This is a genomic window from Roseomonas sp. CECT 9278, assembly GCF_918698155.1.
Taxonomy (GTDB): domain Bacteria; phylum Pseudomonadota; class Alphaproteobacteria; order Acetobacterales; family Acetobacteraceae; genus Neoroseomonas.
Genome location: NZ_CAKKLX010000011.1, coordinates 97231 through 111196, shown reverse-complemented (window position 1 = coordinate 111196; position 13966 = coordinate 97231). Strand labels below are relative to the sequence as shown.

At 69.9% G+C, this 13966-nt stretch carries 10 protein-coding genes and 1 pseudogene; 7 read left to right on the top strand and 4 right to left on the bottom strand.

The window, feature by feature from the left end; genetic code table 11:
• Positions 1 to 24: 24 nt before the first annotated feature.
• The 7 genes from LQ222_RS09940 to LQ222_RS09910 all read left to right on the top strand — a co-directional run bounded on the left by LQ222_RS09940 (position 25) and on the right by LQ222_RS09910 (position 7211).
• The gene (locus LQ222_RS09940; protein WP_230166143.1) at positions 25 to 1623 is read left to right on the top strand and encodes an ABC transporter substrate-binding protein; all 1599 of its coding nucleotides are present in this window, start codon (positions 25 to 27) and stop codon (positions 1621 to 1623) included.
• Between the two features lie 16 nt (positions 1624 to 1639).
• Positions 1640 to 2647: an ABC transporter permease gene (locus LQ222_RS09935; RefSeq protein ID WP_230166142.1), complete on the top strand. Its 1008-nt coding sequence runs from the start codon at positions 1640 to 1642 to the stop codon at positions 2645 to 2647.
• Positions 2644 to 3570 (top strand): ABC transporter permease, encoded by a 927-nt coding sequence (locus LQ222_RS09930; protein WP_230166141.1) that lies wholly within the window; start codon positions 2644 to 2646, stop codon positions 3568 to 3570. Before LQ222_RS09935 ends, LQ222_RS09930 begins: the two co-directional genes overlap by 4 nt.
• Before the next feature lie 115 nt (positions 3571 to 3685).
• Complete coding sequence (locus LQ222_RS09925; protein WP_230166140.1) at positions 3686 to 4675, top strand: ABC transporter ATP-binding protein; 990 nt, start codon at positions 3686 to 3688, stop codon at positions 4673 to 4675.
• Positions 4672 to 5694, top strand: coding sequence for an ABC transporter ATP-binding protein (locus tag LQ222_RS09920; RefSeq protein ID WP_230166139.1), 1023 nt, complete (start codon positions 4672 to 4674; stop codon positions 5692 to 5694). The genes LQ222_RS09925 and LQ222_RS09920 overlap by 4 nt, the downstream gene beginning before the upstream one ends.
• 43 nt (positions 5695 to 5737) lie before the next feature.
• On the top strand, positions 5738 to 6490 hold the full coding sequence (locus tag LQ222_RS09915) for an FkbM family methyltransferase (protein WP_230166138.1): 753 nt from the start codon (positions 5738 to 5740) through the stop codon (positions 6488 to 6490).
• A 55-nt stretch (positions 6491 to 6545) separates the two neighbouring features.
• Positions 6546 to 7211 carry an FkbM family methyltransferase gene (locus tag LQ222_RS09910; RefSeq protein WP_230166136.1) on the top strand — a complete coding sequence of 222 codons (666 nt, stop codon included), beginning with the start codon at positions 6546 to 6548 and terminating at the stop codon, positions 7209 to 7211.
• 13 nt (positions 7212 to 7224) lie between these two features.
• On the opposite strand, the pseudogene LQ222_RS26365 reads toward LQ222_RS09910, so the two are convergent.
• From LQ222_RS26365 to LQ222_RS09895, 4 genes and pseudogenes are all read right to left on the bottom strand, one after another.
• A pseudogene (locus LQ222_RS26365) lies at positions 7225 to 7461 on the bottom strand (IS5/IS1182 family transposase); the annotation flags it as partial.
• A gap of 285 nt (positions 7462 to 7746) precedes the next feature.
• A complete protein-coding gene (locus LQ222_RS09905) occupies positions 7747 to 10137 on the bottom strand; it encodes a xanthine dehydrogenase family protein molybdopterin-binding subunit (protein ID WP_230166134.1) in 2391 nt (796 codons plus the stop codon).
• 30 nt (positions 10138 to 10167) lie between these two features.
• On the bottom strand, positions 10168 to 12219 hold the full coding sequence (locus LQ222_RS09900; RefSeq protein WP_230166133.1) for a hydantoinase/oxoprolinase family protein: 2052 nt from the start codon (positions 12217 to 12219) through the stop codon (positions 10168 to 10170).
• A complete protein-coding gene (locus tag LQ222_RS09895) occupies positions 12206 to 13966 on the bottom strand; it encodes a hydantoinase B/oxoprolinase family protein (RefSeq protein ID WP_230166132.1) in 1761 nt (586 codons plus the stop codon). Before LQ222_RS09895 ends, LQ222_RS09900 begins: the two co-directional genes overlap by 14 nt.

Sequence of the window (13966 nt, the reverse complement as noted above, 5' to 3'; positions counted from 1 at the left end):
GAAAGACGCCCCGGGAGGCTTGGGATGAAGCGGATTCAACAGCGGCGGCCGCCTGCGGCCGCGGTGCTCGCGGCAGTGGGCGTCGCGCTCGCGGCCGGCCAGGCGAACGCGCAGACGGCCACCATCGCGGTCGGCGCGCCGGTCACCTCGATCGATCCGCACTACCACCAGCTGTCGCCGAACAACGCTGTCGCGGACATCATCTTCGACCGGCTGGTGAACAACGACGCGCAGTCGCGCAACATCCCGGGCCTGGCGCTGGAATGGCGCGCGGTCGCGCCGACCGTGTGGGAATTCAAGCTGCGCCCGAATGTGCGCTTCCACAACGGCAACGCCTTCACCGCCGACGACGTGGCCTTCACGCTGCAGCGGCTGCCCAATGTGCCGAACAGCCCGTCCTCCTTCGCGGCCTATGCGCGCACCATGAACCGGGTCGAGATCGTCGATCCGCTGACCATCCGCTTCCACACCGCGCAGCCCTATCCGCTGATGCCGCTCGACATGACCAATGTCCGCATCGTCGACAAGGAAACCGCGGAGAACGCGACGACCGAGGATTTCAACACGCTGCGCGCGGCGGCCGGCACCGGCCCCTATCGCGCGGTCGCGCACCGCAACGGCGACCGCATCGAATTCGAACGCTGGGACGGCTATTGGGGCGAGCGCGCGCCGTTCCAGCGCGTGAACTACCGCATGGTCACCAACGATGCGGCGCGCACCGCCGCGCTGCTGGCGGGCGATGTGGACCTGATCGACCAGGTGCCGACCTCCGACCTGGCGAAGCTGCGCCAGGACCAGCGCGTGCGGCTGGCCGAGCAGGTCGGGCTGCGGCTGATCTTCCTCGGGCTCGACCACCTGCGCCCGGCCAACGAGAATTCGCCCTTCGTCACCGACAATGACGGGCGGCCGCTGGGGCGCAATCCGCTGGCCGATGTGCGCGTGCGCCGCGCGCTGTCCATGGCGATCGACCGCCGCGCCATCGTGGAGCGCGTGATGGAAGGTGCCGCGGTGCCGGCCAACCAGTTCCTGCCCGAAGGCGTGTTCGGCAACGTCCCGGACCTGCCGGCGATTGCCTTCGACCCCGACGGCGCCCGGCGCCTGCTGGCCGAGGCCGGCTATCCGCAGGGCTTCCGGATCCAGCTGAACGGGCCGAACGACCGCTACATCAATGATTCGCGCATCATCCAGGCGGTCGGCCAGATGTGGACGCGCATCGGCGTGCGCACCGCGGTCGAGGCGCAGCCCTGGACCACCTTCGTGGGGCGTGCCGGGCGGCAGGAATACTCTGCCTTCCTGATCGGATGGGGGTCGAACCCGGACGGGTCGCACCCGCTGCGCAACGTGCTGGCCACCGTGACCCGTGACCGCGGCTGGGGTGCGTCCAACCGCGGGCGCTATTCCAGCCCGCGGGTCGACGCGATGCTGCTGGAATCGCTGTCCGAGCTGAACGAGGCGCGGCGCGGCGAGCTGATCGTGGGCGCCATGCGCACGGCCATGGAGGACGTGGCGGTGGTGCCGATCCACATCCAGACCAACATCTGGGCGACGCGCCGCGCCTTCGAATACACCGCGAGCGTCGACGAAGGCACGCTGGCGCAGCGCCTGCGCCCCGCGCCGCGCTGAGCCGGGAGAGACGGCGATGACGGTCTACCTCGTTCGGCGCCTGATCCAGGCGCTGTTCGTCGTGCTGGCGATGTCCGTCATCGTCTTCGTCGGCATCTACGGGATCGGCGACCCGGTCGAGATCCTGATCAGCCCGGATGCCGACCAGATCGAGCGCGAGCGCGCGGTGAAGGCGCTCGGGCTCGACCTGCCGCTGTGGGAGCAATACCTGGTCTTCCTGGGCAATGCGCTGCAGGGCGACCTCGGCCGGTCCTTCGTGTTCAACGAACCGGCGCTGAAGCTGATCCTGCAACGTATGCCCGCGACGATGGAACTCGCCTTCGGGGCGATGTTCCTGTCGATCCTGATCGGCCTGCCGCTTGGCCTGTTCGCCGGGCTGAAGCCCGATTCGCCGGTCAGCAAGGGGATCATGGCGGGGTCGATCCTGGGCTTCTCGCTGCCGACCTTCTGGGTCGGGCTGATGCTGATCATGGTCTTCGCGGTGCAGCTCGGCTGGCTGCCATCCACCGGGCGCGGCGAGACCTGCTCGGTGCTCGGCTTCGTCGGGCTGCAGTCGTGCAATGAAGGGCTGCAATGGTCCTTCCTGACCTGGGACGGGCTGCGCCACATGGCGATGCCGGCGCTGAACCTGGCGCTGTTCAAGATCAGCCTGGTGATCCGCCTGACGCGCGCGGGCGTGCGCGAGACCATGCTGATGGACTACGTGAAGTTCGCCCGCGCCAAGGGTCTGTCGCGGTCGCGCGTGACCTTCGTGCACGTGTTCAAGAACATCCTGATCCCGGTGGTGACCGTGGTGGGGCTTGAGCTCGGGTCGACCATCGCCTTCAGCGTGGTGACCGAGAGCGTCTTCGCCTGGCCGGGCATGGGCAAGCTGATCATCGACAGCATCAACGTGCTGGATCGGCCGGTCATCGTCGCCTACCTGATGATCATCGTGCTGCTGTTCATCACCATCAACCTGATCGTGGACCTGACCTACTCGATGCTGGATCCGCGCGTGAGGCTGGAGACCAAGGGCACATGAGCGATGTCGCGCTGAAGGGCGCGCCGGCCTCCGCGCCGGTGCCCGCCAAGGTTGAGACGCCGTTCCGGCGCTTCGTCTCGGAATTCTGCGAATCGAAGGTCGCGGTCGGCGGCGCGATCGTGTTTGGCGTGATCGCCCTGGTGGCGATCTTCGCGCCCTGGATCGCGCCGCAGAATCCGTACGACCTCGCGCAGCTCGACATCATGGACGGGCGCATGGAGCCCGGCACGGTGGGCGGCGCGGGCTTCACCTATTGGCTCGGCACCGACGACCAGGGCCGCGACATGATGTCGGGCATCATGTACGGGCTGCGCATCTCGCTGATGGTGGGTGCGGGTTCGGCGCTGATCGCCTGCGTGGTGGGGGCTTCGCTCGGGCTGCTCGCGGCCTATGCCGGCAAGCGCACCGACACGGTCATCATGCGCCTGGTCGACCTGCAGCTGTCCTTCCCGTCGATCCTGGTCGCGCTGATGATCCTGGCCTTCCTGGGCAAGGGCATCATGAACGTGGTCATCGCGCTGGTGATCGTGGAATGGGCCTACTACGCGCGCACGGTGCGCGGCACCGCGCTGGTGGAACGCCGGCGCGAATACATCGAGGCGGCGCAGTGCCTCGCCTTGCCGACGCACCGCATCCTGTTCCGGCATTTGCTGCCGAACTGCCTGCCGCCGCTGATCGTGGTGGCCACCATGCAGGTCGCGCGCGCGATCGCGCTGGAAGCGACGCTGTCGTTCCTGGGCCTCGGCGTGCCGATCACCGAGCCCTCGCTCGGGCTGCTGATCGCCAACGGGTACGAATACATGCTGTCGGGCAAGTACTGGATATCCTTCTACCCGGGCATCGCGCTGCTGGTCACCATCGTGTCGATCAACCTGATGGGCGACCAGTTGCGCGACGTGCTGAACCCGAGGCTGAAGAAATGAGCCCTCAAACGCCGGGCGCCGGCTTGGCTTTCGCGCCGACGTCCTGTTGCGTCGACGCGGAGGTTGTCCTGCGCGCGCCGGCCGCTGTGCGGCCGGATTCGATGAGGTGGAACCAGTGACCACCGCTCCGACGCTCGAGGTCCGCAACCTCCAGACGCACTTCTTCACCCGCGCGGGCGTGGTGAAGGCGGTGGACGACGTCTCCTTCACCGTGCGCCGCGGCAAGGTCATGGGGCTGGTCGGCGAATCCGGATCGGGCAAGTCGGTCACCGGCTTCTCGATCATCGGCCTGGTGGATGCGCCCGGGCGCATCGCCGGCGGCTCCATCCTGTTCCAGGGCCGCGACCTCGCGAAGCTCAGCGAGGAGGAGATGCGCGACCTGCGCGGCAACCGCATCGCGATGATCTTCCAGGACCCGATGATGACGCTGAACCCGGTCCTGCGCATCGACACGCAGATGATCGAGACGGTGCAGGCGCATCGCAAGGTCAGCCACGAAGCCGCCCGCCAGCGCGCGCGCGACACGCTCGGCATGGTGGGCATCCCGTCACCCGACGAACGGCTGAAGGCCTATCCGCACCAGTTCTCCGGCGGCATGCGCCAGCGCGTGGCGATCGCCATCGCGCTGCTGCACGAACCCGAACTCATCATCGCGGATGAACCGACCACGGCGCTGGACGTGACCATCCAGGGGCAGATCCTGGCCGAGGTGCAGAAGCTGGCCGAGACCACCGGCACGTCGCTGATCTGGATCACGCACGACCTGTCGGTCGTCGCCGGCCTCGCCGACGACATCGCGGTCATGTATGCGGGCCGCATCGTTGAGAAAGGCACGGTGGCCGAGGTGCTCGACCGCCCGCTGCATCCGTATACCTCGGGGCTGATCGGCTCCGTGCCGTCGCGCAACAAGCGCGGCGAGCCGCTGCGCCAGATCCCCGGCATGACGCCCTCGCTGCTGAACCTGCCGCCGGGCTGCGCCTTCCGCACGCGCTGCCCGCGCGCCGCCGCCCCCTGCATGGCCGAACCCGAGATCCGCGAAATCCTGCCCGGCCGCGAGGCGCGGTGCTTCCTGCCGCTCACCTCCGCCGAGGAGCAGGCGGCATGAGCGCCGCCACCGCGATCGACGCCGGTTCGCCCATGGTGGAACTGCGCGGCATTTCCCGCCGCTTCGAGAAGAAGCTCGACTTCGCCGGCAGGATCGCCAAGCGCCTGGGCGCACCGGTGCGCGAGGAAGTGGTCCATGCGGTCGACAATGTCGACCTGACCATCCGCAAGGGCGAAGTGGTGGGCCTGGTCGGCGAATCCGGCTGCGGCAAGTCCACGCTCGGGCGCATGGTGGCGGGCATCCTGCCGCCGTCGGACGGCATGATCCTGCGCAACGGCACCGACATCCTCTCGCGCGACAACGCCGCGGCGCGGGAGATGAAGCTGCGCACGCAGATGATCTTCCAGGACCCCTACGCGTCGCTCAATCCACGCATGCGCGTGGCCGACATCGTGGGCGAGGCGCCGCTGGTGCATGGCATCACCTCGCGCGGCGGCTATGAATCGTATGTCGACGAACAGATGCGCCGCGCCGGGCTCGACCCCGCCTTCAAGCGGCGCTACCCCCACCAGTTCTCGGGCGGGCAGCGCCAGCGCATCGGCATCGCGCGCGCGCTCGCGGTGAAGCCCGACTTCATCGTCTGCGACGAGGCCGTGGCCGCGCTCGACGTGTCGATCCAGGCGCAGATCCTCAACCTGTTCATCCGCCTGCGCAGCGAACTGGACCTCACCTACCTGTTCATCAGCCACGACCTGGGCGTGGTCGAACACATCTCGGACCGGGTGGTGATCATGTACCTGGGTCGCGTGGTCGAGGAAGCGCCGTCCGAGACGGTTTTCGCGCAGCCCAATCATCCCTACACGCAGTCGCTGCTCGCCTCGGTGCCGCGCATCGAGAGCCGCAAGCGTGCCTTCTCGGTCGTGAAGGGGGAGATCCCGTCGCCGCTCAACCCCCCACCGGGATGTCATTTCCATCCGCGCTGCCCGCATGCGATGGATCGCTGCCGGGTCGAGAAGCCGGTCCTGCGCGAAGTGGCGCCGGGCCAGCGCAGCGCCTGCCACCTGAACGACCGCGCCTGAGCCACGACCGGGCGCCCCGATCCTGAAAGGGTAGCGCCGCGACATGTCGGCCGAGCTGGAGCTGAAGTTCAAGGCGATGAACCGCCGGCTCGAGGAACTGCGCCTCGTGACGCTGTACCAGGCGCTCGGCCCCGACCGGGTCCTGGAATTCCCGGTGCTCGACACGCTGTTCCGCATGCACCTGCCCTATGCGACGACGGACATCGTGCAGCGCTACATCCTGTCGACGTCGAACCTGTTCGAGATGGCGCTGCTGCGCCGTGTCCAGCCGCTGATCCCGCCCGGCGCCGCGGTGGTCGATGCCGGCGCCAATATCGGCAACCACACGCTGTTCTTCGGGCTGGTCTGCCGCGCCGGCCGGATCGATTCCTTCGAGCCGCTGCGCACCATCTTCCCGGTCCTGCAGCGCAACGTCGAGCTCAACGGCCTCACGCAGGTGCGCTGCCACAACGCGGCGCTGGGCGCGCGGCCGGGCAGCGCCTCCCTCGCGAACTACGGCACCGGCAACATGGCGGCATCGAGCTTCGACCTCGGCGCCGGGTCGGCGTATCCGGTCATGACGCTCGACCAGCTCGGTCTCGACCGGCTCGACTTCCTCAAGATCGATGTCGAGGGCAGCCAGGTCGCGATGCTGGACGGCGCGCGCGAGACCATCGCCCGGCATCGGCCGACCATCTGGATCGAGCTGCGCCCGGCGCAGGGCGAATACGAACCCGGCGACGCGGCGATGCAGGCCCTGGGCTACCGCCAGGCCGAGACGCTGTCACCGACCGACTTCCTCTACACCCCGGCCTGAGCGGGGCGGCGGCACGGCACGCGGGGCCGGCCGCGCCATCAAGGAGAGATCGCCGATGCACCTGTACCGCCGGATCGCCCGCGAGCACCCCGGCTTCGCACCGGCGCGCATCTTCGACATCGGCGCCAATGTCGGCCAGACGGTGCGGGAGCTGCGCGCGACCTGGCCCGATGCCGTCATCGATGCCTTCGAGCCGATCCGCTCGACCTTCGAGAAGCTGCGCGCCAACACCGCCGGCGATCCGGCACTGACGCTGCACCGCCTGGCCTTCGGCGCGCGCCCGGGGCGGGTGTCGATGCTGGCCAAGCCCGGCAGCCCGATGAACCGGATCCTGCGCCAGCCGGGCACCGAGAAGCACGTCGAGGAGGTCGAACTCGTCGCCGGGGATGTCTTCTGCGCCGCGCAGGGCATCGACCGGCTCGACATCCTCAAGATCGACACCGAGGGCCACGACCTCGAAGTGCTGGCGGGCTTCCACCGCATGATCGCGGACCGGCGCGCCGAATTCGTCATCGTCGAGGTCGGGATCGTGCCCGACGGCCCCTTCCACGTGCCCTATGCGCGGGTCGCGGAGTTCATGTTCGCCTTCGGCTACGGCCTGTACCAGCTGTTCCCGGGCGGGCGGATGAACTTCCAGACCAACACGTCGATGCGCGGCCTGTCCTATGCGAATGCGGTCTTCGTGGCAGAACCCTGGGCCAGCGGCGCGGCGAGCGACTAGGCTGAATCGACCTTCAGGTCATCCATTCGATGCGTGCGACGAGGTGGATGGCGGCGAGGAAGGATGCGGCGCGCCGGTCGTGACGGGTAGGGATGCGGCGGAAGCGCTGGAGGCGGCCGACGAGGCGCTCGATGCGATTGCGGTCGAGCTCGCGCAGGCGGTCGTAGGATGCCGGATGCTTGCGGGTCGGGTTGGGCGGGATGACCGGTTCTGCGCTGATGGCCTCGATGGTCTCGCGAAAGCTGCGTGCGTCGTAGGCGCGGTTGTCCGCCCCCGGTCATCGGGCTTGCCCGGTAGCAGGTCGCGCATCGCCAACCACGGCCGGTCCATCGGTTCGTATCGCTTCACCATCGCCGCGCGGATCCCACCCAGAACCGCCCAGCGATGAATCACACCCCGCCGTAGCCGCTTCAAGCCAATGTCGATTCAGCCTAGCGCCGTTGCCGTTCGCTTTGGCTCACTAAGACGGCTCTAGGTCATTGTTCTTGCGAGCATCGTTACCCGTCCAAACGACTCCGTTTGAACGGATGATGCTCTACCGCGCCGACCGGATCGCGGCCCAGACCTTGTTCGGCGTGACCGGCATGTCGATCGTCTCGATCCCCAACGGCGCCAGCGCATCGAGCACCGCATGGATGACTGTCTGCGGCGCGCCGATGCACCCCGCCTGGCCAGACCCCTTCACGCCGAGCCGGTTCGACCCCGTCGGCACCTCGATGCAGGTGACATCGAGCGGCGGCAGGTCCTGCGCGCGGGGCAGGCAATAATCCATCAGCGACGCCGCGAGGATCTGCCCCGACTCCGTATCGTAGGACACTTCCTCGAACATCGCCTGGCCGATGCCCTGCGCGAGGCCACCCTGCACCTGGCCGATCGTCAGCATGGGGTTGATCAGCACGCCGTAGTCGTCGATCGCGGTGTAGCGATCGAGCTTCACCTGGCCGGTCTCGGGGTCGATCTCGACCTCCGCCACCTGGCAGCCATTGGGAAAAGTGACCAGGTCCAGGTCGCTGTCGACCTCGGCATCCAGCACACCAGGCGCTTCACGCGCGAGGTCGAGCAACGCCACGCCGCGCCCCGCCGCGTCGTCCACCACGCTGAACCGCCCATCGGCGAAGCCGAGCGATGCCGAGGGCGCCTGCAGCAGCTGCGCCGCCAGGGAACGCGCCTTCGCGAGCACCAGGTCGATCGCGCGCACCAGCGCCTCGCCGCCCATGTGCAGCGATCGCGCACCGCCATGGCCATGGCCGCGCGCGACATCGCGCGTATCGGCCTGCACCAGGCGGAAGATGCCGATGGGCAGGCCCAGCAGGTCGGCGGCAACCTGCGGGAAGCTGGTCTCGTGTCCTTGCCCGTTCGACTGCGTGCCGAGCGCCAGCGCCACCGTGCCATCGGCGCCGAAGCGCACCGCGGCCCATTCGCCGGGTGCACCGCGCGAGGTCTCCATGAAATGCGCGATGCCGAGCCCGCGCAGCCTCCCGCGCGCCTCGGACTCCGCGCGCCGCTGCGCGAAGCCGGCGACATCCGCGGCCGTCATGGCGCGATCGAGATTCGCGCGGAACTCGCCGCAATCGATCGTCATGCCCATGGCAGTGCGATGCGGAAAGGATGCGATCAGGTTGCGCCGGCGCAGCTCCACCGCATCGATGCCCAGGCGCCGCGCCGCGAGATCCACCAGGCGTTCGGTGACGTAGTTCGCCTCGGGCTTGCCGGCGCCGCGATAGGCGTCGATCGGCACGGTGTTGGTGAAGGCGCCGCGTACATCCATGAAGACCGCGGGTATGTCGTACAGCCCGCCCATCGCCGTGCCGGGCGAATTCGTCGAGCTGCCCGGCCCGCTGCCGGACAGGTAGGCGCCCATGTTCGCCACCGTCTGTGCATGCAGCGCGAGGAAGCGGCCATCGGCATCGAGCGCGAGGCGCGCATGGGTGCGGTTGTCGCGCCCATGCACGGTGGACAGGAAGTCCTCCGTCCGTTCCGACACCCAGCGCACCTTCCGGCCGAGGCGCCGGGCGGCGAGCATCGTCAGCACATAGTCCGGGAAGATGAAGTTCTTGGCGCCGAAGCCGCCGCCGACATCGGGCGCCACGACGCGGATGCGGTCGCGCGGCATGCCGAACACCGTGGCGAGCTGGTCGCGCATGCCGTGCACGCCCTGGCCGGTGACCTCCAGCAGGAAGGATTGCGTCGCGGGATCCCAGGTCGCGATGGCGGCGCGCACTTCCATCGGCGCCGCGGTGACGCGGTTGTTCACCAGGTCGAGCGAGACGATGGTGGCGGCGCGCGCGAAGGCGGCCTCGACGGCGGCCGCGTCGCCCTTCTGGAAGCGGAAGGCCAGATTGCCGGGCGCCTGGTCCCACAGTGCCGGCGCATCGGGTCGCAGCGCCGCGGCCCCGTCGGTGACGGCGGGCAGCATTTCATAATCGATCTCGATCGCCTCGGCGGCATCGCGCGCCTGCGCCGGCGTCTCCGCCACCACGAAGGCGACCGGATCGCCGACATGGCGGACGCGCGCCTCGGCCAGGGCGGGGCGCGGCGGGATGATGAGCGGTTCCAGCGTCGCGACCTTGGCGACGCAAGGCATCGGATGGAGGCCTTCGGCCCGCAGGTCGGCCGCAACGATGATGTCGTGCACGCCGGGCATGGCGCGCGCGGCAGCCGTATCGATCGCGACGATCCGCGCATGGGCGTGCGGCGAGCGCAGCATGACGCCGTGCAGCGCGCCGGCCGTGTCGATGTCCTCGATGAAATGGCCGAGGCCGCGCAGGAAGCGGTCGTCCTCGACCCGGCGGCGGGAAAGGCCGCGCTGCGCGATCGCCGTCATGCCGCGCGCCGCGCGGCGATGGAAGCGGTGCTGGCCGATGTCGTCGGTGTCACGGGGGGTGCTCCTGCCGGTCGCGCGCCGGGCGCCGGGGGAGAATGCCACGGCCGCGCCAGGATGCCACCGTCGCTGCGCTCAGCCACGCTCCAGCATCAAGGCGCCCGAGGCGTCCATCCGCGCCGTCCAGCCCACGCCGACCAGCGTGGTTGCATCCAGCTGCGTGACGATGGCGGGGCCGGCGAAGCTGGCACCGGTGCCCAACCGCGCGCGTTCATACACCGGCGCATCGACCGCGGCGTCCCGCAGAAGGATGCGCTGGCGTCCGATCACGGCATCGGCGGCCGTACCGCCGCGCGGTTCGGTCGGCGCCGGCGCCGGCAGCAGGCCGGAGGCCTCGACGCGCAGCGTCACGACCTCGATGGCGACACCCGGCAGGTCGAAGCCATAGAGGCCGCGATGGGCGGTGGCGAAGGCTTCGCCGAGTGCGGCGGGGTCCGCGACCCGCCACGGGATCGCGAGCTCATGGCCCTGTTCCTCGTAGCGCATCAGCGCGACGCGTTCGACGCGGCGATCCGCCGGCGGGACAGTCTCGCGGTCGAACCAGGCGGCTGCATCCTGCTCGAGGTCATCGAAGGCCTGTTCCAGGCGCGCCAGGTCGGCGCTTTCGAGCGGCTGCGCCACGCTGCGCGTGAACTCCGCCTTCAGATCCGCCGCCAGCAATCCCTGCGCGCAGAGCACCCCCGGCGATGGCGGCACCAGCACGCGCGTGATGCCGAGCAGCTCGGCGATCGCGCAGCCATGCAGCGGCCCGGCGCCGCCGAAGGGCACCAGCGTGAAGTCGCGCGGATCGTGGCCGCGTTCGACCGACACGACACGAATGGCGCCGACCATGTTGTTGTCGGCGATGGCGAGGATGCCGCGCGCCGCCTGCGCGAGGTCGAGCCCCAGCGGTTCCGCGACACCGCGCACCGCGGCTTCCGCCAGCGCCGCATCGAGCGCCATGCGCCCGCCCAGCAGCGACAGCGGCAGCTGGCCGAGCACGACATGCGCGTCGGTCACCGTCGCCTGCGTCCCGCCACGACCGTAGCAGGCCGGGCCTGGCTCGGCGCCGGCGCTGCGCGGGCCGACGGTCAGCGCGCCATCGGCACCGACCCGCGCGAGCGAGCCGCCACCGGCGCCGATCGTCACCATGTCGACCATCGGCAGCGACAGCGGCCAGGGCCCGACGCGGCCGGTCTGCGTCAGCCCGATCTCGCCGCCGGCGATCAGGCAGATGTCGGCGCTGGTGCCGCCGATATCGACGGTGATCAGGTTCGCCACCCCTGCGGCCGCGGCGACGGCGCGCGCGCCGACCACGCCGGCGGCAGGCCCTGACAAGGCGGTCTGCGCCGGCGCGCGGCGGATGGAGCCGGCGCCCGCGACGCCGCCATTCGACTTCATCAGCAGCAGCGGCGCGGCAATGCCGGCTTCCGCCAGTCGTGATTCGAGCCGCGCGATGTAGGTCGACACAGCCGGCATGACGGCGGCGTTCAGCACGGTCGCCATGCTGCGTTCGTATTCACGCACGACCGGGAGCACGTCGACGGAAGCACTGAGCGCCAGCCCTGGTGCTTCCTCCGCCAGGATCGCAAGCGCGCGGCGTTCGTGCGCCGGGTTGGCGAAGGCGTGCAGGAAGCAGACCGCCAGCGCCGCGACGCCGGCCGCCAGCGCCGCGCGGGCGGCCTCGCGCACGGCGGCCTCGTCCAGCGGCGCGAGTTCGGTGCCGTCCGCGCCGATGCGGCCCGCTGCCTCGAACACCAGGGCGGGCGGGACGGGTCGGCGCGGCTTGACCCAGGCCCAGAGGTTGTCGCGGCGCGGCAGGTCGGCGCGGCCGATCTCCAGCACGTGGCGGAAGCCGGCATTGGTCAGCAGCGCGGTCGGCGCGGTGCGGCCTTCCAGGATGAGGTTGGTGGCGACGGTGGTGCCATGCAGGACGCGGCCGATGTCTTGCGCATCGCGGCGCGCCGTCGCCAGTGCCAGGTGCATGCCGGTGATGAAGGCCTCGGACGGGTCGCGCGGGGTCGAGGGGGTCTTGGCGGTCCAGGCCTCGCCGGTCGCGATGTCCTGCAGGGTGATGTCGGTGAAGGTGCCGCCGATATCGACGGCGACGATCAGCGGCGATCCGGCCGCGGCATCAGGCGACGGCATCGCGGTACTCCCGGCGATGGAACAGCGCGGTCGGCCGGCGCCTGGCGCGCTGCGCACCGGTTGCGGCGGCGTCGATCGCGCCGGCGCGGATCACCACGCCGTAGTCGCGCGCAGCGGCCTCGATGCTGACGAAGCCGCCGCGGACATCGGCCAGCACATCGTCGGCCGGCCGTTCCAGGGGGTCGCCCCAGCCGCCGCCGCCGCCGGTCTCGATGCGAAAGACGTCGCCCTTCTTGAGCATGGTCCCGTCGGAGAGCGGTGCGAGAAGGCGCTCCCGCGGCGTGCCGGGGTTGACCACGGCGCGCCCGGAACCGCCGTTCATGCCGCCCGCGACACCCCAGGGCGGGTTCTTCACGCTGTCGATCCGCACGGCGAGCATCGCTTCATCGGCCATCACCTCGAACTCGCGCACCACGCCGCAGCCCCCGCGAAAGCGACCCGGGCCGCCGGAATCGGGGTTGAGCGCATAGCCGCGCAGGCGAACGGGGTAGGTGAGTTCCATGAACTCCACCGGGTAGTTCTCCTGCGCGACGAAGTAGACCGCGTCGGTGCCGTCCGCGAAGGGGCGCGCGCCGTAGCCCACGCCGATGCCGTCGCTCAACAGGAAGCGGCGGCCATCGGCGGTGCCACGCAGCGCGATGACCACATAGGCGGAATGCGCGGCCGGCGCGTTGCCGCCGCGCGCCACCGCCACCAGGCCATGCAGCGCCGCCAGCAGGCGCATCATCGTCAGCCCACGCAGGCCGAGCGGCGCGGGCGCGCGCGGCGCCAGCAGCGAACCCTCGCGCAGACGGACCTCGTCGATGGCGCGCGGGCCGCCGGCGTTCAGCACCTGGGCCGGATGGTCCTGCAGCACGTACAGGCCGAGCGCCATCCCTGGAACATCGGGATGCATGAGCAGGTTGACCGGTCCGGGCGCCTGGTCGTCCGTCTCGGTGGCGTCGAAGATCAAGCGATCATCGGGCGTGCGCGTCAGCGCGAGACGCAGGGTGAACGGCCCGTTGCCTTGCCCGTCGCTGTCGATGGTGTCGGCGAAGCGCGTGGTGCCGATCGGGAAGATCGCCTTGAGCTGCGCGCGCACGGTGGCTTCCGTGCGCGACAGCAGCTGAGCGAAGGCATCCGCAACCACCGCGGACCCGAAGCGGGCGGCCATGTCCACCAGGCGCCGCTCACCGAGGCGCACCGCTGCCATCAGCGCGCTCGTGTCGCCCTGCGACTGGGTCGGGAAGCGGCTGTTCCGCCAGAAGGTCCGCAGCAGGTCGGTGTTGGTCTCGCCGTCGCGCACCAGGCGCACCGGCGGGACGATGATGCCTTCCTGGAAATGGTCGGTGGCATCGGGGCTGATCGAACCGGGGCGCAGCCCGCCGATGTCGGAGAAATGCGCCCAGCCCATCACGAAGCCGATGCGCCGCCCGTCGTGGAAGGCGGGAGCGAGGAAGACCTGGTCGTTGGAATGGGAGACCGCGCCGCGGCTGCCGTAGCAGTCATTGTACCAGTACAGGTCGCCCTCGCGCATGGTCTCGATCGGGAAATGCTCGGCGACCGGGCCGACGATGTCGCCGAAGATCGGCAGGTCGCTGCCCACCGCCATGGCGCCGTCGGCATCGAACAGCGCGGTGTAGAAATCCTTCTTCTCGCGAATGAAGGCGGACATGGCGGTGCGTTCGAGCAGCGCCTCCATTTCCGCCTGCGCGGCGCGCGCGGCGCCGCGGATGATCTCGAGCGTGACGGGGTCGCAGCGTGTCAT